General features: G+C 67.7%; 21 protein-coding genes and 1 pseudogene. 9 read left to right on the forward strand and 13 right to left on the reverse strand.

All coding sequences use genetic code 11. The features are described from left to right. The 3 genes from GVY39_RS11530 to GVY39_RS11540 form a co-directional block, all read right to left on the reverse strand. Positions 1 to 624, reverse strand: coding sequence for a Tellurium resistance (locus tag GVY39_RS11530; protein WP_159923410.1), 624 nt, complete (start codon positions 622 to 624; stop codon positions 1 to 3). Positions 625 to 716: 92 nt separating this feature from the next. Then, positions 717 to 1,817 carry a DUF475 domain-containing protein gene (locus tag GVY39_RS11535; RefSeq protein WP_159923618.1) on the reverse strand — a complete coding sequence of 367 codons (1,101 nt, stop codon included), beginning with the start codon at positions 1,815 to 1,817 and terminating at the stop codon, positions 717 to 719. A gap of 158 nt (positions 1,818 to 1,975) precedes the next feature. Further along, entirely contained in the window at positions 1,976 to 2,551 is a 576-nt protein-coding gene (locus tag GVY39_RS11540) for a TerD family protein (RefSeq protein WP_159923408.1), read from the reverse strand. Positions 2,552 to 2,789: 238 nt separating this feature from the next. On the opposite strand from GVY39_RS11540, the pseudogene GVY39_RS11545 reads away from it, so the two are divergent. The 5 genes and pseudogenes from GVY39_RS11545 (at position 2,790) to GVY39_RS11565 (ending at position 8,573) form a co-directional block, all read left to right on the forward strand. Then, positions 2,790 to 3,913 (forward strand): annotated as a pseudogene (locus tag GVY39_RS11545) (hypothetical protein). A 13-nt stretch (positions 3,914 to 3,926) separates the two neighbouring features. Then, the gene (locus GVY39_RS11550; RefSeq protein WP_159923406.1) at positions 3,927 to 5,141 is read left to right on the forward strand and encodes an HpcH/HpaI aldolase/citrate lyase family protein; all 1,215 of its coding nucleotides are present in this window, start codon (positions 3,927 to 3,929) and stop codon (positions 5,139 to 5,141) included. Then, positions 5,138 to 6,589, forward strand: coding sequence for a phosphoribosyltransferase domain-containing protein (locus tag GVY39_RS11555; RefSeq protein ID WP_159923404.1), 1,452 nt, complete (start codon positions 5,138 to 5,140; stop codon positions 6,587 to 6,589). Before GVY39_RS11550 ends, GVY39_RS11555 begins: the two co-directional genes overlap by 4 nt. 20 nt (positions 6,590 to 6,609) lie before the next feature. Beyond that, positions 6,610 to 7,725: a cysteine protease StiP family protein gene (locus tag GVY39_RS11560; RefSeq protein WP_159923616.1), complete on the forward strand. Its 1,116-nt coding sequence runs from the start codon at positions 6,610 to 6,612 to the stop codon at positions 7,723 to 7,725. A 59-nt stretch (positions 7,726 to 7,784) separates the two neighbouring features. Then, positions 7,785 to 8,573 (forward strand): HAD family hydrolase, encoded by a 789-nt coding sequence (locus tag GVY39_RS11565; RefSeq protein WP_159923402.1) that lies wholly within the window; start codon positions 7,785 to 7,787, stop codon positions 8,571 to 8,573. Here the strand turns inward: GVY39_RS11565 and GVY39_RS11570 are convergent. The 3 genes from GVY39_RS11570 to GVY39_RS11580 form a co-directional block, all read right to left on the reverse strand. Continuing rightward, positions 8,545 to 9,114: a class IV adenylate cyclase gene (locus GVY39_RS11570; protein WP_159923400.1), complete on the reverse strand. Its 570-nt coding sequence runs from the start codon at positions 9,112 to 9,114 to the stop codon at positions 8,545 to 8,547. The two genes, GVY39_RS11565 and GVY39_RS11570, sit on opposite strands and share 29 nt — an antisense overlap. After that, entirely contained in the window at positions 9,111 to 9,689 is a 579-nt protein-coding gene (locus tag GVY39_RS11575; protein ID WP_159923398.1) for an XRE family transcriptional regulator, read from the reverse strand. Before GVY39_RS11575 ends, GVY39_RS11570 begins: the two co-directional genes overlap by 4 nt. 590 nt (positions 9,690 to 10,279) lie before the next feature. Then, positions 10,280 to 10,678 carry a MerR family transcriptional regulator gene (locus GVY39_RS11580; protein WP_159923396.1) on the reverse strand — a complete coding sequence of 133 codons (399 nt, stop codon included), beginning with the start codon at positions 10,676 to 10,678 and terminating at the stop codon, positions 10,280 to 10,282. Positions 10,679 to 10,725: 47 nt separating this feature from the next. Between GVY39_RS11580 and GVY39_RS11585 the strand changes: the two genes are divergently transcribed. Further along, positions 10,726 to 11,523, forward strand: a complete 798-nt coding sequence (locus GVY39_RS11585) for an MBL fold metallo-hydrolase (RefSeq protein WP_159923394.1) — start codon at positions 10,726 to 10,728, stop codon at positions 11,521 to 11,523. 7 nt (positions 11,524 to 11,530) lie between these two features. On the opposite strand, the gene GVY39_RS11590 is transcribed toward GVY39_RS11585, so the two are convergent. The 4 genes from GVY39_RS11590 to GVY39_RS11605 all read right to left on the reverse strand — a co-directional run bounded on the left by GVY39_RS11590 (position 11,531) and on the right by GVY39_RS11605 (position 14,673). Then, positions 11,531 to 12,379, reverse strand: a complete 849-nt coding sequence (locus GVY39_RS11590) for a hypothetical protein (RefSeq protein ID WP_159923392.1) — start codon at positions 12,377 to 12,379, stop codon at positions 11,531 to 11,533. A gap of 187 nt (positions 12,380 to 12,566) precedes the next feature. Continuing rightward, positions 12,567 to 13,331 (reverse strand): AIM24 family protein, encoded by a 765-nt coding sequence (locus GVY39_RS11595; protein ID WP_159923390.1) that lies wholly within the window; start codon positions 13,329 to 13,331, stop codon positions 12,567 to 12,569. A gap of 8 nt (positions 13,332 to 13,339) precedes the next feature. Then, positions 13,340 to 14,041: an AIM24 family protein gene (locus tag GVY39_RS11600; protein ID WP_159923388.1), complete on the reverse strand. Its 702-nt coding sequence runs from the start codon at positions 14,039 to 14,041 to the stop codon at positions 13,340 to 13,342. A gap of 8 nt (positions 14,042 to 14,049) precedes the next feature. Continuing rightward, positions 14,050 to 14,673, reverse strand: coding sequence for an AIM24 family protein (locus GVY39_RS11605; protein ID WP_159923614.1), 624 nt, complete (start codon positions 14,671 to 14,673; stop codon positions 14,050 to 14,052). 180 nt (positions 14,674 to 14,853) lie between these two features. Here GVY39_RS11605 and GVY39_RS11610 point away from each other — a divergent pair, with 180 nt between their 5' ends. Further along, positions 14,854 to 16,275: a TerD family protein gene (locus tag GVY39_RS11610; RefSeq protein ID WP_159923386.1), complete on the forward strand. Its 1,422-nt coding sequence runs from the start codon at positions 14,854 to 14,856 to the stop codon at positions 16,273 to 16,275. A gap of 28 nt (positions 16,276 to 16,303) precedes the next feature. Then, a complete protein-coding gene (locus tag GVY39_RS11615) occupies positions 16,304 to 17,881 on the forward strand; it encodes a TerD family protein (protein WP_201295204.1) in 1,578 nt (525 codons plus the stop codon). Between the two features lie 25 nt (positions 17,882 to 17,906). Here the strand turns inward: GVY39_RS11615 and GVY39_RS11620 are convergent, their stop codons facing one another. The 3 genes from GVY39_RS11620 to GVY39_RS11630 all read right to left on the reverse strand — a co-directional run bounded on the left by GVY39_RS11620 (position 17,907) and on the right by GVY39_RS11630 (position 23,070). Further along, on the reverse strand, positions 17,907 to 19,595 hold the full coding sequence (locus GVY39_RS11620) for a glycosyltransferase family 87 protein (RefSeq protein WP_159923384.1): 1,689 nt from the start codon (positions 19,593 to 19,595) through the stop codon (positions 17,907 to 17,909). A 150-nt stretch (positions 19,596 to 19,745) separates the two neighbouring features. Beyond that, entirely contained in the window at positions 19,746 to 21,938 is a 2,193-nt protein-coding gene (locus GVY39_RS11625; RefSeq protein ID WP_159923610.1) for a transglycosylase domain-containing protein, read from the reverse strand. Between the two features lie 712 nt (positions 21,939 to 22,650). Next, a complete protein-coding gene (locus tag GVY39_RS11630; RefSeq protein WP_043734321.1) occupies positions 22,651 to 23,070 on the reverse strand; it encodes a DUF5318 domain-containing protein in 420 nt (139 codons plus the stop codon). 113 nt (positions 23,071 to 23,183) lie between these two features. Here GVY39_RS11630 and GVY39_RS11640 point away from each other — a divergent pair, with 113 nt between their 5' ends. Next, on the forward strand, positions 23,184 to 24,296 hold the full coding sequence (locus tag GVY39_RS11640) for a DUF1707 domain-containing protein (RefSeq protein ID WP_308221204.1): 1,113 nt from the start codon (positions 23,184 to 23,186) through the stop codon (positions 24,294 to 24,296). Positions 24,297 to 24,300: the final 4 nt, after the last annotated feature.

A 24,300-nucleotide genomic window follows, 5' to 3' on the forward strand; every position in this document is an offset into this window, starting at 1 on the left:
CTATTTGCGCCCGCTCTGCCACTGCATGCCCCATTGGTAGGCCTGGTCGAGTTCGCGCTGGGCACCGTGTACGTAATGCACTTCCCGGTGCACGGTGATGCCTGCCCCCTGGTTCTGCAGCAGGGCGATCGCGCATGAGCGAGCGCCGTCCACCGGTGAATCGAGGCGGACCTCGATCTGCGGACCCGAGGTGGGGTAGAGCGTCACCACGCCGTCGGCTGCCGCCCAGTTGGGCACACCGTCGTAGATGAGGGCGAAGATCAGGATGCGCCGGAACAGCTCGGGCCGGGCGAGGTTGATGTGCATGTTCTCGCCCGTCGTGGCGGAACCGCTGCGATCGTCGCCGTCCAGCTCGATGTACGGCTCGACCTCCAGTGCGCCGAAATTCCGGCCGATCGCCTGGACGACGCCTTTGGCGCCGTTGGCGAGTTCGTAGAGACAGCCGAGGTCCAGGTCGACGGGCTTGGAGCGGCGAAAGAACCCTTTGGATCCGCTCGACCAGTTCAGGTTGACCCGCATGGTGCCCTGCTGCTCACCCGGCTTGGTCAGGTTGATGCTCGGCGTCGCCTTCGACAGGGTCACCTTGGACAGGTTCGCGCCGCCGGGGTTGTTGCCGATCGCCATGGCGATCCCCCTCCGTGGAAACGAGAGCGGCAGCGGCCATCCCTCGGGATGGGGCCGCTGCCGCAACGGGTCTTTCGGCTGCTTGCCGGGAATCAGCCTACCGGCGTCGGTTCCCGTTCGCTGTCCAGTTCTTCTTCCTCCGCACCACGGTTGCGGACGATGCTGGTGATGAACGCCGCACCGATGAACGCGACGCCGATGAGGCCGGTGACGAGCTCGTTGACGTGCACCCCGATCGAGATCAGCAGGATCGCCGCCAGCGCACCGATCGCCCAGTGCGCGCCGTGCTCGAGGTAGACGTACTCCGACAGGGTGCCCTTGCGGACCAGGTACACCGTGATGGACCGGACGAACATGGCGCCGATCAGGCCCAGGCCGAGCGCGATGATGATCGGGTCGGAGGTGATGGCGAACGCGCCGATCACGCCGTCGAAGGAGAACGACGCGTCGAGCACCTCGAGGTACAGGAACAGGAAGAAGCCCGCTTTACCGGTGGCCTTGGCCAGCTTGGAGGGACCGCCTTCGGTGTACTCCTCGGTGTGGAACATCGAGCCCAGACCGTCCACCGCGATGTAGGTGATCATGCCGAGCAGGCCCGCCGCCAGCACGGTCGAACGGTGCGCCTCGTCGGCGAGGAATTCCGCGGTGAGGATCAGGCCGCCGCCCGCGACGACCACCGAGAGCATGTCCAACTTGCCCGCCTTGGCCAGCGGCCGCTCCAGCCAGGACAGCCAGGTGACTTCGCGCTCCTCGAAGATGAAGTTGAGGAACAGCAGCGCCAGGAACATGCCGCCGAACGCCGCGATCTGCGGGTGCGCGTCGGTGAGCAGTTTCTCGTAGCTCGGGCTGCCGTCCGGGAAGGTGAGGGCGTCGTCCGGGGGCGGGTTGAGGGCCAGGTCGAAGGCTTCCACGGGATTCAGGCCCGCCGTGATCCACACGATGGCCAGCGGAAAGACCAGCCGCATGCCGAACACGGCGATCAACACGCCGATCGTGAGGAAGATCCGTTGCCAGAAGGCACTCATGCGTTCGAGCACGGTGGCGTTGATCACGGCGTTGTCGAACGACAGCGACACCTCGAGGATGCCGAGGATGACGACGAGCGCGAGGGCGGTCGGTCCGCCGTACAACACCGCCACGACCAGGGAGACCGCCGTGACGAGGAAGGACATGCCGAATATGCGCAGGACCACGCTGGGACCTTTCATGAAGTGAAAACGAGGCGGCGACGTTTGCTACCAGCGTGGCTGCTGGATCGCCGGTTGTCCAACGCTGCCCCCGGGCGCCGGCATGTCAGGGTCGCACGACGAAGGGGGCCCGTCGCCGGGCCCCCTGCGAACAGCGAGGTTCCTCAGACGTTCACACCGTAGTCACGGGCGATGCCGGCCAGCCCGGAGGCGTAGCCCTGGCCGATCGCGCGGAACTTCCACTCCGCACCGTTACGGTACAGCTCGCCGAAGACCATGGCGGTCTCGGTCGAGGCGTCTTCGGTGAGGTCGTAGCGGGCCAGTTCCTCGCCGTTGCTGCGGTCCACGACGCGGATGTAGGCGTTGCGGACCTGTCCGAAGGACTGCGACCGGGAGTCGGCGTCGTAGATCGAGACCGGGAAGAAGATGCTCTCGATCGTGGGCGGGGTGTTCGTCAGGTCGACGTTGATGACCTCGTCGTCGCCCTCACCTTCGCCCGTCCGGTTGTCGCCGACGTGCTCGATCGCGCCCTCGGGGGAACGCAGGTTGTTGAAGAAGACGAAGTGCTGGTCGGACAGGACCTTCTTGTCCGCGCCGGTCGCGATGGCGCTGGCGTCGAGGTCGAAGTCGGTGCCGGTGGTGGTCCGCACATCCCACCCGAGGCCGACTGCAACAGCAGTGAGGTTAGGCGCCGCCTTGGTCAGCGAGACATTGCCGCCCTTGGACAAACTGACACCCATGCGGGATTCCCTTTCAATAGTCCGTCATTGGTTCCCAGCATGTCCGAATCGCCGGGTACGCCTTACGACAGTAGTAGGTTTCCGCGAACTTGCGTAGGAACCGGCGTAACCCTCGCCGAACAGGAAGATCTCCTACCATCGGGGCGTGGCTGGCCGGAGGCGCGGATGGTTCCGTTCGTCGGGAAACGACGAGTGGATCGAGCACGCCCGCGCTAGGCTGGCCTCCGCGTTTCTCGACATGGACCGGCGCCAGAGCGCGTCCGACGCGGCGGTGCACGCAGCCGATCAGGTTTTCCCCCAGCGAGGGTCGGGCGCGCGCTGGGAACCGGTGCGCCGCGGATGCTATGCCGCCGGGGAGGCGTACCTGACGCTGAGCGCGGAATTGGAGACCGCGCAGCACGGCGGCCCGCCGATACCGCAGGGACAGCAGCGCGTCGACGCCGTGGTACGGCAACTGGCCGAGGCGGCGCGCGCGGTCGACGAGTTCTATCGCGGTGACCAGATCCGGCTGGAGGAGGCGGTCGCCGTGCTCGGGGCGGTGCCGCGGTTGGCTCAGCAGGTGAAGAGCGCCGCGGCCGGCGTGCGCGCCCAGGCCGCCGAATCGGAGTTCGCGAACTATCCCTCGGTGCGTGAACGTGCCACCGCGGTCGATGAGGCGCTGGTCACATTGGAGGCGACAAGTTCCGCCACGCCCGCGGGCACGGTGCGGGAGGCGGCGAATCGGCTGGAGGCGGCCACCAAGGAGTTGGCGGATGCGTTGGCGCAAGCTCCATCTCGCGCCGCGGCCGCAAACACCGCGATCTCCTCGGTGACAACCCGGCTTGCCGCCGTCCGGACCAGGGCGGAAGGAGTTCCGCCCGCGTTCTCGGCGCTGCTGCGCGAGTTCAATGCTGCGAGTTCGGCCGATCTGGCTAACAATGAGCGGGAAAGCCAGCGAGCCATCGAGGCCGCGGACGCGGCCCTGGGCAGGGCGCGTGCGGCGGCGGCAGAGAACAATCGGAGTTTGCACTTGATCTGACCACCTCCGCGCGCGGGTTCCTCACCGAGGCCGAGCAGCGGGTCGACGCCGTCACCAAGCGGCTCACTTTGCTGCGTGCGATCCGGTCCGACCCGCAAGAACACGCCAAGGCCGTACGATTCCGGCTGCGGGACGCGCAGATGCTCGCGGTGAGCCGCGGGCTGGTCGCCGAATGGGGTTCGGTGCTCGACGCGCAAGCAGTACGGATCGACCGAATCAGCGAAACACTGTCGGGGCGTCACCCCGACTACTGGGCCTATGTGGCGGAATTGGATGCCGTCACCGACTTCATAGCCGGGGTAGTGGATCGAATGAGAAAACAAGCAGGACCACGACGAGAATGAGGATGGGGCAACGATGACCGCAGGCATCGCCGTCCAGCAGGAGGTTTCCCTGCGGAAGCGAATGCCGCTGCGCCACTTCCGGCAGTTGCACGGCCCAGAGGCGAGGCGACTCTTCCACCGGCAGCCCGAGCCGTTCGGCGACGACCACACCGACCGCGAGCTACTCGCGATCGGGCTGGGCGCGACGCTGTACGCGCCCGCGACCAGGCCGGACCTCGCGCTGACCATCGGCAGGCGCGCCGGGCACGGTGTGTGTTCGATGGTGATCGACCTCGAGGACGCGGTGGCCGATCACGAGGTGGAGTACGCCAAGCAGCAGACCGTCGCCGCGCTGGATCTGCTCGCCGACAGCCACGACGCCAACCCCCTGTTGTTCGTGCGGGTGCGCGACGCGGACACGATCACCGAGCTCATCGAGCAGCTCGGACGGGGCGCCAAGGTGTTGACCGGCTTCGTGTTCCCGAAGTTCGACAGCGTCACCGGACCGAAGTACCTCAACGCGCTGAACATCGCGGCCCAGCGGGTGGACCGGCCGCTGTACGGGATGCCGGTGCTGGAGTCGCCGGGGCTGGTGCATCGGGAGACCCGCGATTACGAGCTCACCCAGATCGCGGCGCTGCTGGCCGCGCACCGGGAGCGGGTGCTCGCGGTGCGGGTCGGCGCGACCGACATGTGCTCGACGTTCGGCATCCGGCGCGACCGCGACCTGACCATCTACGACGTGCGCGTGGTCGCCGATGTCATCGCCGACATCGTGAACTACCTGGGGCGTGCGGACGGAACGGGGTTCGTCATCACCGGGCCGGTGTGGGAGTACTTCGCCGACCACGAACGGATGTTCCGGCCGCTGCTGCGGACCGCGCCGTTCGAGGAATCCGACGCGGTGCCGTTCCGGCAGTACCTGGTCAGCCGCGACCTCGACGGCTTGCTGCGGGAGATCACGCTGGACCGGGCCAACGGCATTCAGGGCAAGACGGTGATCCATCCGTCGCACGTGGCCGCCGTGCACGCGCTGTCGGTGGTGACGCACGAGGAGTACTCGGACGCGCTGGACATCCTCCGGGAGGACGCAGGGGGCGTGGCGGCCTCCGGCTACCGGAACAAGATGAACGAGATGCGGCCGCATCGCAGCTGGGCGCGCCAGACCCTGTTGCGCGCGCGAGTCTTCGGAGTGGCGAACAAGGGAGTGTCCTTCGTGGATCTGCTGACGGCGTTGGTCACCGTATGAGCCGGACCGGCACCGAACTGGGTAACAACGAGATACCTTGGGCGACAAGAAATTTGGGCATCGATCTGCATCACGATCCGGTGCGTGAACGTGATTCGGATCGGCTGCGTTCGGCGCGATTGCCGATCACGGCCCTGGTGCAGCCGGGCGTTCGCCGCAACAATCGGCGCCGGGCGCACCTGCTGGTGTCCACCGTGCTCGGCAAGCACCTGCCCACCGATCCGCGGGTCGTGCTCGGGGCGGGCGATCACCTGGGCGATCTGGTGCGCGCGGTGCTCGGGGACCGCGAAGCCGTCGTGCTCGGGTTCGCCGAGACCGCGACGGGGCTGGGTCACTGTGTGGCGGCCCGGATCGGCGCGAGCTGCTATCTCCATTCGACCCGGCGCGAGGTGCCGCACGCGCAGACGCTCGCCGGATTCGAGGAAGGGCATTCGCACGCCACCTCGCACCTGCTGCAACCCGCACCCGCGGAGGTCTTCGTCAACGATCTGCCGCTGGTGCTGGTCGACGACGAGATCTCGACCGGCGCCACCGCGCTCGATGCGGTGCGCGCGCTACACGCCTTCTCGCCCCGCACCCATTACGTGCTCGCGTCGCTGGTCGATCTGCGCGATGGCGCCGACCGTGCCGAATTCGACGCCGCCGCCGAGCGACTCGGGGCCCGGATCGACACGGTCTGCCTCGCCACCGGCCGGGCGTCGCTGCCCGAAGGGCTGGTCGAAGCGGTCGGCGCACTTCCCGAACCACGGCTCAATCCGACAGCCGGGCATATCGGTTCGTTCCAGCGGGTCGAACTGCCCTGGCCCGCTTCGGTCCCGGAGGGCGGCAGGCACGGCATCCTCGCCTCCGACACCGAAGCGTTCGAGGCGGCGCTGCTGGAGGCGGGCGAGGTGCTCTCCGCCCGGCTCGGCGCCGAATTCCCGGGCCGGGCCGCCATCGTGCTCGGGCACGAAGAGCTGATGTATCTGCCACTTCGGTTGGCGGCGCTGCTCGCCGAGTCGGGGACACCAACGCGCTTCCAGACCACCACGCGATCACCCGCGTACGTGCTGGACGAGCCGGGGTATCCGCTGCGGCGGGGGTTCCGGTTCATCGCACCCGAGCCGGGTGATACCGCCCCCCGCTATCTGTACAACGCGCATTGGCCGGCGGATTCGCTCGACCTGTTCGAGGCGGACCTGGCGGGGCTCGACGAATCGTTCGCCGATCCGGCTCCGGAGGGTGGCGATGTCGTCGCCACGAGTGATGCGGTGGTGGGCGAGCGTGCGGCGAACGATCCGGTGCTCGTCGTCGTCGTCGATTCGCCTGCCGACACCGCGGCGTTGACGGCGGAGAACGGGCTGGTCGACGTGCTGACCGCCTCCGGGGCGGACGTGCTGCTCGCGGCACTGCGGGAGGCCGACCCGCGGCGGCTGCACGCCGAACGCGCGGAGGTGAGCCGGGCGTGACGAGTACCAGAGTAGGGGCGCTGCCCACTCCGCTACATGGCCCGGAATTCGGCTCCTACGCGGCCGATGAGGTTTCCTGGCTGCTGAAGGACTTGTCGAACGTCGATCTCGAGGCCGACGTCGCCGAGCGGGAACGGAAGATCCAGGCCGGGAAGGCGCACTACGCGGAGTCGCTGCCGATCGAGTATCAGCCGGACGCGTCGTATCGGTCGCTGTTCGACGAGGTGCTCGCCGAAAGCGCCGAACGGCTCGCGCTGGCCGTGGCGACCGTGTCCGAACTGGTCGTCGCCGAACGGGGCGATGACGTCGTCCTGGTGTCGCTGGCGCGAGCCGGCACGCCGGTCGGCATTCTGATGCGCCGTTGGCTGCGTGCGCGGCGCCCGGATCTCGAGGTGCCGCACTACGCGGTGTCGATCGTGCGAGATCGGGGCATCGACACGGTGGCGCTGAACTACCTGGCCGAACATCACGATCCGTCCTCCGTCGTGTTCGTGGACGGGTGGACGGGCAAGGGCGCGATCACCCGCGAGTTGACCGAGGCGCTGGAGGCCTACCACGCGGCCGGTGGTCCGCGCTTCGACGACGAGTTGGTTGTGCTGGCCGACCCTGGCCACTGCGTGCGCACCTACGGCACCCGCGACGATTTCCTGATCGCCTCGGCCTGCCTGAACTCGACGGTCTCCGGCTTGATCTCGCGCACCGTCCTCAACGACACCCTGATCGGCCCAGGCGATTTCCATGGCGCCAAGTTCTACCGTGAGTTGGCCGGTGACGACGTATCCGCGCGTCTGCTGGACACCGTGAGCGGCGCTTTCGGTGCGATCCGCGATCGGGTGCCCGCCGAAGTGGCCGCGATCCGCGCGAGTGACCGCACGCCCACCTGGACCGGGTGGGCATCAGTGGAACAGGTGCGCGAGCAGTACGGCATTTCCAGTGTGAACTTCGTGAAGCCCGGCGTCGGCGAGACCACGCGGGTGCTGCTGCGGCGGGTGCCGTGGCGGGTGCTGGTGCGCGAGGCGGACGCACCGGAGCACGCGCACATCCGGATGCTGGCCGCCGCCCGGGGTGTCCCCGTCGAAGTCGTCGCCGACCTGGCATATTCATGCATGGGATTGATCAAGGACGTGCAGCAGTGAACCTATCTCCGAGAACACACCGAAGACGTGCGCTGATCGCCACCGACCTGGACCGGACGATGATCTACTCGCGTAACGCCTTCAGCACCACCGCCGAGGTGCCGACGGTCTGCGTGGAGCATCTGGAAGGCGCGCCGCTGTCGTTCATGACCACCACCGCGGCGCTGCGGATGCAGACCCTGACCGAACCCGCCGCCGTCATTCCCACCACCACCCGCACCATCAAACAATTCGGGCGCATTCGCCTGCCCGGGGCGCCGTGGCGCTACGCGATCACCAGCAACGGCGGAAACATCCTGGTCGACGGCGTCCCCGACCTGAGCTGGCGCATCGATATCGACGCCAAGGTGCGCGCGGGCGGCGCCACTCTCTCCGAGGTGAGCAAGGAACTGCACGCCCGCATCGATGACTCGTGGGTCACCAAGTTCCGCGTGGCCGACCACCTGTTCTGCTACCTGGTGGTGAAGCCCAAAGACATCCCCGAGGGATTCTTGGCCGAGTGGGACGACTGGTGCCGTCCACGCGGCTGGTCGGCCTCCCAGCAGGGCCGCAAGATCTACACCATGCCGCAGGCGGTCTGCAAGAGCCGCGCGGTCTCCGAGGTGCGCAAACGTCTCTGGGATAGCGGGGAACTCGCCGACTCCGCGCGCACGCTCGCCGCGGGCGACGGCGCTCTCGACGCCGAAATGCTGCGCGCGGCCGACTCCGCCATCCGCCCCCGCCACGGCGAACTCGAACAACTCAACTGGACCCACCCCAACCTCACCATCACCCGAGCCACCGGCATCCTCGCGGGCGAGGAAATCATCAACTGGCTCATCAAGGCAGCTCCAGCGTCCCACGAGTAGCCAGGACGGCATCCGTGTACTGCTCGGTGGTGAGATCACTATCCGTGATTCCCAGCTGCCGGAGCGTGGTCCGAACCACCTCGAGTGCTTCCGCCAGCTCCGCTTCGGGCACCACGGTCTCGAGTTCGATGAACGTGCCGTCCAATTCGGGAACCGTCACCAGAGTTGCCAGCAGCTCGCGTCCCTCGGATGAGAATCGATAGTTGATGCAGCCTTTCTCGAAGCTGACAAGTTCTGACAGGCCGAGACCGCGCAGCACCGCATCGATCACCGCAGGGTCGGCCACTTCGGTTTCATATTCCGGTTTGGACCCGCTGGCCACATCGACCACGGGCTCCTTGTAGGTCAGCAGGGATCGGCGCTCGTCATACGCGGTGATCGTACGCACGCGCAACTCACGACCCTCCGACGACAGTCGCGCATCCGCCACGTCGTAGTAGGTGTCCTGATATCTGGAGCGCCGACCGTCACTTCGCGCGGATAGCGCAGCCTGCACGGACTCGACGTCGTGGACTCGAGCCTTCAGTTCGGCCTCGATCATATGATCGATCCTCTCTCGACCGGACTGGCCTGACGCCACATCTGCTCGAAATACCGTAGAAATCCCGCATGCAAGACCCCGTTGGTCGCTGCTGTGAGCTTGTACATTCCTGAGCGATGGCCTTCCGCGGACGCGCCGAAAGCAGACAGATAGAGCGTCTGATCGAAGACCAGCATCCGCCATGTAGGGAGCGTGTCGTAGACAGCGACTTGCAGCTCGATAAAAGGATGATCGCGAAATTCTGATGTCCGTGCAAGGGCAAGCTCGATCCCAGCAGCGAAGCACTCCCTCGATTCGCCGATTTCAGCTGCCCGGATACTCGTGGCTTCGGAATCGGGATCCAGCAGCAGAGCGCGGACCCGAACACGTTCGGCCCGCTGCATCAACGCACCGCGCAGCAGCGAGTCGTTCAGCGCGAGCAGACCCAGGCCACGCACGGCCAGAAGATCGATGCGCTCCGCGACCAACGCACATCGGCGGAGTTCGGCGTCGGCTTCCGACTGGGTGGTGAACGCTTGCGCGATCTCCGCATGGCCGGTGAGTGTCTGTGCATGACGTGGAGCGAGGCCGAACAAGACCCGGTCTCCTGCTCGACGCGCTGGATGATCTCGTATGCATCGATCGATTCATCAGGCTCGACCTCGCGGTCGATGAGCCAAGGCAAGAGGTACCAAATGATCCACAGCCCGATGATCGAGGACCATCTCGCTTGCGGACGCCGAGCAATGGCGCGCGATGCACCGAAATTGCACGCGAGACAGATCATTTCGGTCACTCGAGCAAGCTCGTTTCGTCGCCGACGTCCACTCCGGGCACGGCGCCAGCTGCAAGCAGTATCTGTCCGCCGGGGCCTACAGCCTCGGGCTGGTGGAGGACCAGTTGTGAGCTGGCCGAGGGGAGACCAACAAGACACTCCCGCCGCATGGATGGAGCACCATGATGGGACATGGTCAACAGTCGATGAGTACGGATTCGCCGGCGAGCATTTTCTGGTCATCGATGGGAAGGCATTCCCGGTCGATTCGATCGGCGATTAGGCATCTCCGTCCATCAGTCGTTCCCGAAGTGGACTACAGCGCAGTCGGCGGTTCAGAACATGGCGGTCCTCTCGACGGAAACGGCGATCTCCGAGTTCGACTCCCGCCGTGACAATCAATTCGCGACCTCACGTCGAGTCGGCGGCGCTGTCGAAGGTGGATTTGAAGTTCGGGCATTCGACGAGGGGGTCGTGGGTGCAGGTGGAGGCGTGGCGGAGGCTGTCGCGCATGCGGATGAGGCGGGTGATGTCGTCGTCGAGTTGCTGTGCTTTCTGCGCCATGCGGGTGCGTAGTTCGGCGTCGGAGGGGGAGGCGCGCAGGAAGCGGGCGATCTCGGCGAGGGTGAAACCGGCGCCGCGGGCGCAGGCGATCAGGGCGAGGCGGCCGAGGATGTCGGGGTGGTAGGTGCGGCGCAGGCCATTGCGGCCGGTGGCGGCGATGAGCCCGCGCTTCTCGTAGAAACGCAGTGCGGAGGGCGCGAGGCCGGCGTGGTCGGCGACCTCGGCGATATCGAGCAGGTCGGTCATCGATTCTCCTTGACTTGAACCGCGCTTCAAGTCACAGACTAGCCCGCATGACAGTTCATCACCTCAATTGCGGATCGGTACGGCAGATCGAGCCCACCTACGACGGACCCGCGCCCGCCCACGCCGTGAACCACTGCTTGCTGGTCGAGACGGCATCCGCGGGTCTGGTGCTGGTCGAGACGGGCATCGGACTGGAGGACGTCCGCGACCCGGCGGGCACGCTCGGCGCCGACTGGGTCGCGCTGTCGCAGCCGGTCCTGTCCGAGGACGAGACCGCCGTCCGACAGGTGCGGCGTCTCGGTTACGACCCCGAAGACGTGCGGCACGTCATCCTCACTCATCTCGACGTGGATCACTGCGGCGGATTGCCCGACTTCCCGCACGCGCGGGTCCATGTCCTCGCCGCCGAACTCGCGGCGGCGAAAGCGGAAGCTCCGAGCTTCCGTTACCGGCCCGCGCACTGGGCACACGATCCGCACTGGGTCACCTACCCCTCGGACCCGACCGGACAATGGTTCGGCTTCAACGCGATCCAGCCGAAAGACCTGCCCGATGACTTCCAGCTCATCCCGCTGGGCGGCCATACCGCGGGCCACACCGGGGTCGCCGTCCGCGACGGTGAACGTTGGCTGCTGCACTGTGGCGACGCCTACTACTACCACCGCGAACTCGACGCGCGGCCGCAGCCGCACCCGATCCTGGACATCGTGCAGACCTCCTCCGAGGTCCATCACGATCTGCGAGTGGGCACCCAGGCACGGTTGCGCGAACTACGCCGCGATCACGGTCACGAAGTCACCTTGATCAGCGCGCACGATCCCTGGGAATTCCAGCGCCTCCGCTGACGTGGGGTCACCGTCGCCGCTGCCAGCACTGTGCCGTGTCGCCGAGATTCCACCACGAGACGTAGTCCGGGTCCTGGTCGAGCAGGGTCCATCCGGCCTCCAACGTGTCGAAGAAGGCCTCGTCGGCCGTGCGCCCGCCGCGTGGTTCGCCGATGTAGAGCAGCAGTGAGCCACCTGCCTCCTGGTAGGCAGTGAGAGACGACGAGGCCATGGGGTTTTCCCAGCCGGGCGGCCAGCAGAGGAACAAGACGTCTTCGGCATGGGCGGCGACGAGATCCGCCGTGGAGGAAGGCGGCGTGGCGGTGGGATGCCACGTCGCGGTTTGCCCGGCGGCGGCAGGGAACGCCGCGTTGATCGCGCGATCCGGTGGGTGCGAGTCGAAAGCGCTTGTCGGAACGCCGATTCGGGAGAGCTGATGCGCCCAATAGCCGCGACCCGAACCTATTTCCAGCACGGGCCTGCCTTGCGCGACATCCGCTGCCCAGCGCAATGTCGCCGGAGAGGGAATCGCGTAGGCGTAGGCCGCTTGCAACACGATCTGCGCATAGGCCAGCCGCGCACTGCCTTTCGGGTTTCCGCCGTTCACCTCCGGACGGTTGGCACGCTCCCGCGGCCCGGGTGAGACCGCGGCGGCGACGATGTCCCAGTAGGGATTCGTGCTGGCGCCGCCGGTCAAGTAGTGCAGCAGGTGTAGGTCGAACGTGGCGTCGGCGATGTCGTCTCCGGTGCCGGGCAACCGGCATGCGGTGGACCAATAGTCGGCCACTCGCGGATACGCCGTCGCGAAGGTGGATTCGTCCTGGACCAGGTTCGTCAGCGCCGTGCGACGCTGCGGCGAGAGCGCCACGTCAGCCATGACCCGATTCTGCGCCGACCGTGGCCCGGCGCCGGTGCGGATCGGGACGAGTTCACCGTTCCGTCGCGAATCCTTTGCTGTCCGTATGTGATCCGCCTGCGAGCGCTGGTTGTTCTGACGCGGTTCGCCCGCTCGCGGAGATTCACCCGCCGTCGGACACGAGTCCGCCGCGCATGTTCTACGCGTTTCAGTACTGCTGCTGCCCGGCCAACTGCTGCGCGATGAGCCCTTGCAGTCGTTGCAGGCCACCGACGGTGATGCCGCTCTGGATCTGTCCCTCGATGGTGCGCACCAGCATCGAGTCGCTGAGCACCTTCTCGCTGGACTGGATCAGTACGGTGCCCGCGCCGGTGAACTCGAATTGACGCTCCTCACCGGAGTTGACGCCGAGGCGCGCCGCACCGGCGGCCAGGAAGTCGGTGACCCACCGCTGGTCGTAGTGATGGCTCGGGGAAGGGCAGTCCGCCCAGCCGACCAGCGATTCCGGGTCCACGCGCAGCGGCGGCTCGGCGAACATGACCGGCCCGTTGGACGAGGCGAGGAACTTGCCGGTGCCGATGAGGGTGAGGAACCCGGGCACGATGGATTGGTTGAGCGACAACCCCGGCTCGAAGGCCAGCAGGTTCGCCGCCCGGATGGTCAGGTTGCCGTTGTCCTCGAGGTCATAGGAATTGATGTCGTAGCCGCGGTCGCCGATGATCAGCTTGCCGTGGCCCTCGGCGACGACGTAGTCGCCGGTGAACAGCGGCGCCGAGAACTGTTGCGACACCATGTGCAGCAAGCCGCCCTGCAACCCGTGGGAGAGCACCTGGAACCGCATGTCGCCGTAGTAGGCGATCATCGCGCCCTTACGCATGAACCACGGCTTGTTCAGGTCGATGCAGTACGCGTAGCTGTTTCCCGGGATGTTGTCGCTCTCACCGAGATTCATGGGATTGAGGATCTGGGACATACCCCTGCTCACAACTTCTCTTCGGAGGCCTGCACGTAAACGACGCCCTGCCCGGTGCAATGCAACTGCATGGCCTCGCCGGAACCGCGGCCCACGGCGTCTCGCCAGCTCAGCGCCGTCTTGAGCTCGGTCTGCACGTTGCCGTAGGCGGCGACGAAAGCCTGCGGGTCGACCACGATCGGATTCGGGCCGCCCACTTGCAGTTCCAGGAATCCGCCGTGCGCGAGCAGCACCGCCGCGCCCTGCCCGGACAGCTGGGTGGTGAACATGCCCTGTCCGGTCAACGCCCCTGAGGCGGCGCCACGCAGCGCTCCCATCAGGCCGCCGCCACCACCGCCTCCACCGCCCGAACTCATCACCGAGACCACCGAACTCTGCAACCCGGCGGTGTTGGCCAGCAGGCGCGAAGCCTCGACCCGCAACGCGGCGCCCGGCTGCATGTGCACCACCTGGACCTCCAGCCCAGCGAATCCGTAGTGCACCTCGCCGTTGCCCTGCGCCAACATGGTGCGCTCGTGCTCGCCTGCCATGGCGCGGCCCGCGAGACCCATCAGCCCGCCCATACCGCCCATACCCTGCGCTCCCGGAATCTGGTGGGGCGCAAACGAAATATCGCCGGTGTAGAACAGCATCGCGCCGTTGCGCGCGACCACCCCGCCCGCCATTCCGACGTTTACTTTGACGACTTTGCTGTTGACCTTTTCGAACACCGCTCGCCCTACCGTTCCGCCGGTTGGATCAACACCATGCCCTGACCGTCCCAGCGCAGCGAGAACGCCTCACCCGCGTCCTGGCCGACGAAACTGCGCCACGACACGTCCGAGACGAAGGACTGGTTGAGGTTGCCGCGCGCCGCGACGAACGCGTCCGGATCCACGATCAGCGGGTACTGCGGGGAAACCTCCAGGTGGATGAGCGGACCGCCCGCGGAGAGCAGCGCGACCTGCCCCTGGCCGGACACGGTCGTCGTGAACAGGCCCTGCCCGCTGGACGCACCGCGCAATCCGGCGAAACGCACGTCGGTGCGCAGGTTTCCGGCGAACGCGAGCAGTTGTTGCGACTCCACCTGCAACGTCTCGTTGTTCAAGTCGACGACGGTGACGTTCTGGCCGTTGACCGCGAAGAACACCCGACCGTGACCGCCGCACTCCATCAGCGACAATTTCTCACCGGTGGCCTTGCGCTTCAGCCCGGCGACCACACCATCGCCTCCGCCGAAACCGGCCGCCTTGAACTGCACGTTTCCTTCGTAGGCAATCATCGAACCGGAGATCGCGCGGAGGCTGGTTCCGGCCAGATGAGCCTCGATCACCTTCTTCGATTGCTCGAACAGTTGCGCCATGGAGTGTTTGCCTGCTGTCTTGATCGGGAACACGGGCGATCGCCGCATTCCATTTGCGTGCCGTCACCCTAACCGATGCTCACGGGGGTGTCGGGGCAGCGCGTCCGTTCAGTACAAGCGGCGCGCGGCGCGTTTCTCGTAGAGTGTCAGGCGAACGCACCGACAAGCGAAGGGTCGAACTTGTCCGCAACACTCGCCAAGGGTCAGAACGGTCCACTGGCCACCAATGACGTGGTGATCTCCATCCAGCTCTCGGCGCCGGCGGATCTGTCGGCGCTATTGGTCACCGAGCGGGGCAAGGTCCGTTCCGACGCCGACTTCGTCTTCTTCAACCAGCCCAGCGGCCCCGGCGTCAACCTTCAGCCCGCACCCGCCGGCCAGCCCGCGTCGCTGGCGGTGTCGTTGAACGCGGTGCCCGCCGACATCGACCAGATTCGCGCGGTGATCACGCTGGACGACGCGAACAGCAATTTCGGCAGGTTCCCCGCCCCCACGGCGATCGTGTCGGACGCGGCCGGTAACCAGCTGTACGAGTACCGGATCGAAGGGCTGAACACCGAGTCGATCGTGATCGCGCTCGAGCTCTACCGTCGCCAGGGCTCGTGGAAGGTGCGTGCGGTCGGACAGGGCTACGCGGGCGGTTTCGCCGCGCTGGTCACCGATCACGGCGTCACCGTCGACGATTCCCCCGCCCAGGCTCCGCAGCCCGCGCAGGCCCCCCCGCCTCCGCCGCCGGTACAGCAGCCGCCGGTGCAGCAGCCGCCGACCACCCCGGCGTACCCGACCCAGCCGCAGGCATCGCAGTACGCGCCGACCGGTGGATACCCGCCGCCGCCCGGTCCCGGGTATCCGCCGCAGGGTGGGCCGGGTCAACCGCCACAAGGCGGCCCGGGTTACCCACCGCCCGGTCCGGGTTACCCGCCGCCGCCCGGCCCCGGCCCCGGCCCCGGTTACCCGCCGCCCGGCCAGCCCGCGCCGCCGCAGCCGCAGCAGGCGCCCGCCGAGGTCAGCCTGAGCAAGGACCGCCCGGTCAGCCTGGTCAAGGGTCAGCGGGTCACGCTGCGCAAGGAAGGCGCCGCGCTCACCTTCGTCAAGATGGGTCTCGGCTGGGACCCGGTGCGCAGCCGCGGCATGTTCGGCAACCGCACGGTCGACATCGACCTCGACGCCTCGGTCATCATGTTCGCCGACATGAACCCGGTGGACGTCGCCTACTACGGTCAGCTGACGTCCAAGGACGGCTCCATCCGCCACCAGGGCGACAACCTCACCGGCGAGGGCGCGGGCGACGACGAGATGATCCTGGTCGACCTGACCCGCATCCCCCCGCACATCACCACGCTGGTGTTCGTCGTGACCTCCTACAAGGGCCACACCTTCGAGCAGGTGCAGAACGCGTTCTGCCGCCTGGTCGACGGGACGAACAACGGCGAGTTGGCCAGATACACGCTGGCCGGTGGCATGCCGTTCACCGCGATGGCGATGTCCAAGTTGTACCGGGTGGGCAGCGACTGGAAATTGCAGGCGCTCGGCGAGGGTTTCCAGGCAAAGCATCCGGGCGAGGCGGTGCCGCAGCTCGGCCGGTTCCTCGTCAACGGTTGACCCGCAGCGCGACAGCAGGGCAGACAACGTGATTCAACTGAGAGCCGGTCAGAACATCCCGCTGACCGGTGAGGTCGTTCGTTTCAGCGCGAAAGCCGAGGCGGCCCTCGATGTTTCCGCGCTGGTGGTCGCGGAGAACCTGAAGGTGTTCTCCAGCGACGATTTCGTCTTCTACAACCAGCCCGCCACGCCGGGGGTCGCCTTGGCGGCCGACGGGGTCACGATCACGCTCACCGAGGTGCGCGCCGACGCGAAGGCCGTGCTCTTGGTGGTCAGCGCCGACCCGGCCGCGCCCGCGCGGGCCGAGGGACTCGGGCCGGTTACGGCGGCCCTGTCCGAGAACGACAGTGTGACCGCCGAATTCGCGATCACCCCGTCGTCCGGTGAGACGGCGTTGATCTGCCTCGAGGTGTACCGGCGCGGCCCCGCGTGGAAGCTGCGGGCCGTCGGCCAGGGTTACGCGGGTGGGTTGGCCGTGCTGCTCACGGCCCACGGTGTGGAGATCGACGATGCGTCCCCGGAGCCGGAGCAATCCGACCAGCCCGGTACGCACACCATGGCCGGTCCCCTGGCGGGTGACGCGCAGATCGCCACCGCCGGTGTGCCGCTGGAAGTCGGTCACGGGTTGGAACGGTTGTGGATGGTGTTCGAGGACGCGGCGCGGTCGGCCGCCGCGCTGACCTCGGCGCGCGAGTACGCGGCCAAGCGGTTGGATCACGAACTGTCGCTGGCGGTGTCCGATCCGGCGACCAGGAACACTCCGGCAGCCGAGCAGGCACGTCGTGACGCGCAGCAACGCCACGACGAATTGATCGACATCGCCGAGCGCAACCACCAGCGCGACGCCGAGCAGCTGATGCGTGAGCTCGCCGAGGCCGACCAGGTACTGCCGCCCGCTCTGGCCTCCTGGGACTCGCCCGCCTGGGACAAGCCGTCCGCGCCGAGCGACGGCATCCGTCTCGGCGAGTTGTACGCGCTCGACCGGGGGCCGCTGCGCATTCCGTATTGCGTTCCGATTCCACTGAATCGGCCGCTGTGGATCGATACCGAATCGACCCGTGCGGTCGCGCCCGTCGTGGGCGCGTTGCTGGCGCGGTTGCTGGCCACGGCGCCGCAGCGGCGGACGCTGCTGGACATCATCGACCTGACCGACGCGTTCAGCGGCTTCACCGGACTGCTCGCTCCCGTGCTGAACGGCCCGCCGATCACCGACCACGCCGACATCTCGGCGCGGTTGCAAGCGCTGGTGGATGCGGCCGAGCTGGCCGAGTTGGCCTACAGGAGTGGTGCGTTCACGCCGCCCAGCGAGCATCGGGTCCTGTTGGCCGCGGATTTCCCGCACGGCTACCAGAGCTCGGACGCACAGCGGATCGGCGCGTTGATCACGCGCGGCGAGCTGATCGGATTGTCCGTGGTGATCGTCGGCGCCAACGAATCCGATTCGGCCGACACCACCGTGGCGATGGTGTCACAGTCGTGCCGTCATCTGCCGACGGTCGGCGGCACACCGCTGTTCGATCCGTGGACCGGCAGCGCGTGGCAGCTCGATCTGGACATGTTGCCGCAGGAGCCGGAACGTCAGGCGCATTTCCTGCGCACCAAATGAACGCCTGATCCGCCGCGGCCGCCGGTCAGCCGCGTGCGACCGCCACTCGCGGCCGCAGCGGCTCCGGCAGCCAGGGCAGCAGCGGGTCCGGCGTGCGATCGACGACCCCGCCGACGGGATCGTCGACGAAGTCGCGTCGCACCAAGTCCTCCTCCGGGCGGTAGATCTGGCGCACGATCAGGGCGCACAGCCCGACCACCGCGAGGTCCCGCAGCGCCACGGTGCCGGTGAACCACTGTTCGGGCAGGCCTTTGCGGTCCAAGCCGAGGTAGTAGAACATGCGCGGCACCCAGACCAGCGCGTCGACGGTCATCCAGGCCAGCAGGACGCGCCGGTGCGGCAGCGCCAGGACGGCGAGCGGCACCAGCCACAGTGAGTACTGCGGACTCCACACCTTGTTCGTCAGCAGGAACGCCGCGACCACGAGGAAGCACAGCTGCGCCAGCCGCGGGCGCTGCGGCGCGGTGAGACCGATGTAGGCGATCACCGCGCAGGCCGCGACGAACGCCAGCAGCGAGACGGCGTTCAGGACGGCGGGCTGCTCCCCGTGCGCGAGCACGCCGTCGAAGCCGCGCCAGCCGGTGAACGAGGAGATCACGTTGTAGATCGAGTCCGGGTCGGCGTGCCGGGTGGTGTTGAGCCGGAAGAACTCTCGCCAGCCGTTGGGAAACAGCGCGGCGATCGGCAGGTTCACCGCCAGCCAGGTCGCCAGGGTCGCGCCCACCGTGACAGCCGCGGCGCCGAGCGGACGGGCGCTGAGGAACTGGACGCGGTAGGGCGTCTCACGCACCCACGCCAGGAAGGTCGGCCAGCCGTCGATGTCGCGGATGCGCAGGCCCAGGTGCGTGCGCGGCGTGCGCTGCATCGTCTCGGTGCGCAGGCACAGCACGACGATGGGGCCCAGCAGCAGTAGCGGATAGAGTTTGGCCGCGCCGCCCAGACCGAGCAGTATCCCCGCCAGCACGGGTTTGCGCCGGGCCCAGGCGAGCAAGCCGGTCGCGGCGAAGGCTGTTGCGAGCGCGTCGAAATTCGTGAACGCGTGCACGAGCACCAAAGGCGAACAGGCGATCAATGCCGCGTCCCAGACCCGGCGGCCGGCCAGCAAGGCGGACGCCCACACCGTGATCAGCCAGGCGACCGCGAGACCGAACGCGACGACGTTGAAGTAGATCACCACCTGGAGCGCGCCGGGCAGCGGCGACGCGTCCCAGCTCTTGGCGATCCGCATCGCGAGGTACTGGTACAGGCCCGAGAGCACCGGATACTCCATGTATCGGGTCTCGCGGCCACCGTCGGGGGTCTGCTCGGTCCACTGCTTCTTGTACGGAAAGGCGCCCTCGTTCAGTCGTTCCGCGCCGTAGAGCGGCACGGTGTCCGAGTAGCACATCGCGACGTACTGGCGACCGTTGTTCCAGTCGAGCGTGGGACCGTCCGGGCCCGTGGTCTGCTGGATGCAACCTGCCTTGCCGAACCAGCCGAGCGCTAGGAACACCACCGCGAAGGCCAGCAGCACCCGCATGGGCGTCCAGAACCGCACCCGCCCGATCAGGGCGTGATCACCGACCGGACCGCCGATCACCGTGGACAATTGCGCGGTGAGGGAGTCGTTGCGACTCGGCCGGTCCCGCGCGTCCGCCGACCGGAGATCAGAGGCGAGCGGCGCCGGGGCGGCGTAATACGCCCCGCCGAACCCCGCCTGGTCCGATAGTGGCACCCTCCGGTTCCTCCGCGGCTCCACCAGCTGCTGATCGGTCACGGAACCCGAGGCTACCTGGGCTGTGGGACCGGTAGGAGATCGAGTCGACCCGGGCTCGAACGAGATCGGGCCGGCCACGATGTGACCGGCCCGATCTTCGGATGTCGACTATCTGCTACGTGTCGGCGGTGTCTCGTTCTCTTGACCGGAGTCGTCATCACTGCGCTGGTTGCCCGGCCGGGGTTGCCCGGTGGCCGTCGGTGACGCGCCATCCGTCGGTGCGACCGGCTGGCCGGGCATCGGACCCGAATCCTGCTGACGCTGCTGCGGCCGCTGCTGCTGCGGAGCGGGCTGCACGCCGGGGACCGGGATGGTGATGCCGGGCAGGATCTCCACCTGCGTCGGCGCGACCACCACCGGGGGCAGGAGCGGAGTATCAACCGTGGACGGCGGGGTATACGGCGCCGACCACTCCGGCACACCGGCTTGCCCCTTGATCGGCGCGGGCTTCGGGAAGGTCTCGTTGGAGCTGCCCTTCAGCGCACCGTCCATGGTGGCTTTCCAGATATCGGACGGCAGGCCCGATCCGTAGATCATGCCGCCACTGGCGTTGCGCAGTCGATCGCCCTGCTCGGTGCCGACCCAGACCGCGGTCGACAAAGACGGGGTGTAACCGACCATCCACGCGTCTTTGTTCTCACCCGTGTCGCCGAGCTGCGCGGTGCCCGTCTTGGCTGCCGACTCGCGGCCGCCCGCCAAGCCGTGGTTGCGCGAGTAGCCGGCGATGGGCTTCATCGCGGCGGTGACGTTGTCGGCCACCGCGGCGGAGACGCGCTGCTCGCCGGCCACCTCACCGCGGTCGAGCAGAACCTGACCGTCGGCGGTCACCACCTTCGACACGAAATGCGGCGCATGGTAGACGCCGGAGGCCGCAAGCGTCGCGTACGCGGAGGCCATGTCCAGCGGTCGGGCCTGGTACTGACCGAGCACGATGCCGTTGTTCGGGCCGGAGCCGTCCGGCTCGGTGAGCGTCTTGCCCACACCCGGGATGGTCTCCGGAATGCCCAGCTTGTGACCCATGTCGGCGATCTTGCGCGGACCGTTCTGCATGTCCAGCTGCATCCGGTAGAAGCTGGTGTTCAGCGAACGCTTCAGCGCCTCGGCGATGGTGCACATGCCGCACTGCTCACCTTCGACGTTGGTGATCTTGATGCCGTTCACCGTCAGCGGTGAGCTGTCGTACAGCTGCGACAGCGGGATACCCATCTCCAGGTTGGCCGCGAGGCCGATGACCTTGAACGAGGAACCGGTCTGCAGGCCGGCGTTCGCGAAGTCGTACCCCTGGCCGTCGTTGCCGCCGTAGTACGCCCGCACGGCGCCCGTGCGCGGATCGACGGAGACCACGGCGGTGCGCAGGTTCTCCGGCTCGCCGTCCATGTTCTTGGTGACCGCGTCGATGGCCGCCTGCTGCGCCTTCGGGTCGATCGTGGTGGTGATCTGCAGACCCGAGGTGTTCAGCTGCTGCTCGCTGATGCCGGCCGCGGCGAGTTCCTTGAGCACCTGAGTCTTGATCAAGCCCTCGGGGCCGGAGTCCTGTTCCTTGTCCCGGGTCGATGCGAGCGGGACGACCTGCGGGTACTGCAAGCCCTGCCGCTCGCCCGCGCTCAGGTTGCCGCCGGAGACCATGCCGTCGAGCACGTAGCTCCACCGGGTCTTCGCGCCCTCGGGGTTCTTCTCCGGGTCCAGGCTGGAGGGCAGCTGGATGGTGGCGGCCAGCACCGCGCCCTCGGCGACGGTCAGCTCCTGCACCGGCTTGCCGAAGTACGCCTTGGACGCCGCGTCGATCCCATAGGCGCCACGACCGAAGTAGATGGTGTTGAGGTAGGCCGCGAGGATCTCGTCCTTGCTCCACTGCCGCGCCATCTTGGCCGAGATGACCAGCTCGTGCATCTTGCGCGTCAGCGAGCGCTCGTCACCGACCAGCGCGTTCTTCACGTACTGCTGGGTGATCGTCGAGCCACCGCCCGCGCTCTCCTTGCCGAGGATGTTGTCCCTGGCCGCGCGCGCGAAGCCGGAGATCGAGAAGCCGGGATTGGTGTAGAAGTCCCGGTCCTCGGCCGCCATGACCGCGTTGCGCACGTGTGGCGGGATCTGCTCGATGGTGACGTCTGTCCGGTTGCCTTCCGGCGGCACTACTTTGCTGAGCACCGTGGTGCCGTCGGAGGCGAGAATGGTCGCCACCTGGTTGGTCTTCAGGTCGCCCGGCTGCGGCACCGACACCGTGGTGTACGCGGCCAGGAAGATGCCGCTGGGCACGAGGATGGCCAACGCGACCAGGACGTAGAGGGTGCGGCGCACGATGCGCCATGGCGACTTCTTCTTCTGCGGGGCGGGCCGCCGCCTGCCCGGCCCGTCGGAGCCGTCACCACTGCCGCCGCCACGGCGCGGTGGCGGGCCGGAGGGGGGACCGCCCGCAGTGCGCCTGCGTTCGCCGGTGGTGGGTCCGTTGCCGGGGATGCGACGCCCGTCGCGGTCCAGCGCCGGACGCGCACCGGTGACCGGCCGCGGCCCGGTGGCGGGGCCGCGGCGGTTGCGTTCGGCCACTGCCTCGGTCGACGAGCCGGGGTGCTGGATCTTCTTGGTCGGCTGCGGCCCGGGAGCGCCGCCATTGGGCACGCCGCGATCAGGTTGCGGCGGTCGGCCGGGTTGAGGTGGACGACCGCCCTGCGGCGGCCGCCCCTGCGGCGGAGGACCGGGTCGGCGCGGCGGTTGCGGACCGCGCGGCTCACCGGGCAAGGGGGGACCGGCGGGACGTCTACCGGGCGGCGGACCCGGACGTGCGCCGGGCGGGGGCCCGGGTCGGGGATTCTGATACGGGTTGGGACTTGGTTGTGAACTCCGTGGAGGACGGCCGCCATGTGGCTCATCGCCGTAGGGGGAAGTCTCGTAGGGCGAATTCACTGACAAGATCTCCATAACTCGTAGCGGTCCAGGTGGCTATCAGCGGTAGTCGACACCGCGGCGGACGCAGGCCGGCTGCGCGAGTCACCCGAGGGACAGATGACCAGGCACTTCATTCGGCGGCAGTGCGCCGGTTCGCGCGTGTCCCGGTGCGGCGGCGCGGCGGCGCCGGCGCGGAACCGAGCACATAGGACTGCACCAGATGATTCCAGCTGCAGGTCCGGCATACCTCGACGACATGGACCGAGAACTCCTCGCGAGTCTCGGCGAGGCGCACCAGCTCCTCGGGTGTGCGAGCCGACCCGGCGACCGGGCCGAGGCCGTCGCCGAAGACCCAGGATACGAGGGTCAGTTGTTCTTTCCGGCAGATGGGGCATGTGACCTCGCTCCCCCGGCCATGGAACTTCGCCGCACGTAGGAGATAAGGATTCGCATCACACACCTCGGCGACATCGACCCGGCCCGCATAGACGTCAGCCAGCAGCGACCGGCGCCGGAGGGCGTAGTCGACCACTTGCCGCTGAATTCGCACGAGAACCAGAGTAGCGGTGTTGGAATCGGGCCGCCCCTGGCTGTGCGGATTGACCGCTTCGGATCGAGCCGCGAAGCGGCGCGTCGCGCCGTTGCTAGGACTACCATCCGACTGTGTCCACCGCAGCATCCGGGCGCACGCGAGCGCGTGACCTCGACCGCGCAGGCGCGTCCAGTCTGCTGGATGCCGCCTACGCCGAGGGACAGCTCGGCGCCGACGAGTACCACGACCGAATCGCGCAGGCCGCAGGGGCGAAAACGCTCGGCGAACTGGCCGCGCTCACCGCCGACCTGCAAACCCCCGCCGCCGCCGGGGGGTTCGCCGTGGATCGCTCATCGCCCACGCGAAAAACGTTGCGCCCCCAGGGATCCAAAGGAAGTTATCCCGGTCACACCAGGGCGCGCGATGCCGATCGCGCCACTACTCGCGAGCTGCTCGACCTCGCCCGCGCCGACGGCCAGCTGTCCGAGGAAGAGCACGACACGCTGACCGAACTCGCCGCGGAGGCGCGCACCCTGGGGGACCTGGCGGATCTGGTCGCCGACCTGCAGCGACCCGGCAAGGTCGCTCCCGTGCCCCGTCCGCCGCGTTCACGTCGCCGCCAGTGGTACCTGGGCACGGTCACGGTGGCCGCGGTCCTGGCGGCCTGCGCCGGATTTCTCGCCGTCACTCGGGCGGCGGAGGAACCGAGCCACGCCGCGCAAGCCGTGCCCGCGATGAACCTCGGGGCGGTAGAGCCGCTGGTGATCGAAACGCCGAGTTTGGTCACCGCCGACGGGGTCGCCGTCTTCCTGCGTAACTACCAGCGGAAGTTCGGGGACCTCCGAGTAGACGAACTGACCATGCACCCCCAGCACGCCTCGTTCGCCCGGGCGGTGCCCGGCCAACCCAACCGGAAGGTCGAGTACGACTATCGCGGAGGTTTCACGCAGTCCCGCGAGATCACCACGCGCAAGGCCGACACCCCGTCGGTGGATCTGGGCCTGTTGAACGTGGAGGCGATCGGTCGAGCGCTCGCGGACGCGGCCGCCATCACCCGGGTTCCCGGCGGCGCCGTATCGCATTTCGCGGTGAGCGTGAACGACGTCAGGTACTACGGCCAGTACGGCATTCCCGCCGGGCAACCCATCATCGAGGTCTTTGTGAGCAACTCCGTCAAGGAGAACGGCCACTTCATGATGACCCCGGCGGGCGAGGTTCGCCGCGTCTGGCCGTTCGAGGGATAGGGCA

Source organism: Nocardia sp. CY15, from assembly GCF_009829295.1.
Taxonomy (GTDB): Bacteria; Actinomycetota; Actinomycetes; order Mycobacteriales; family Mycobacteriaceae; genus Nocardia; species Nocardia sputi.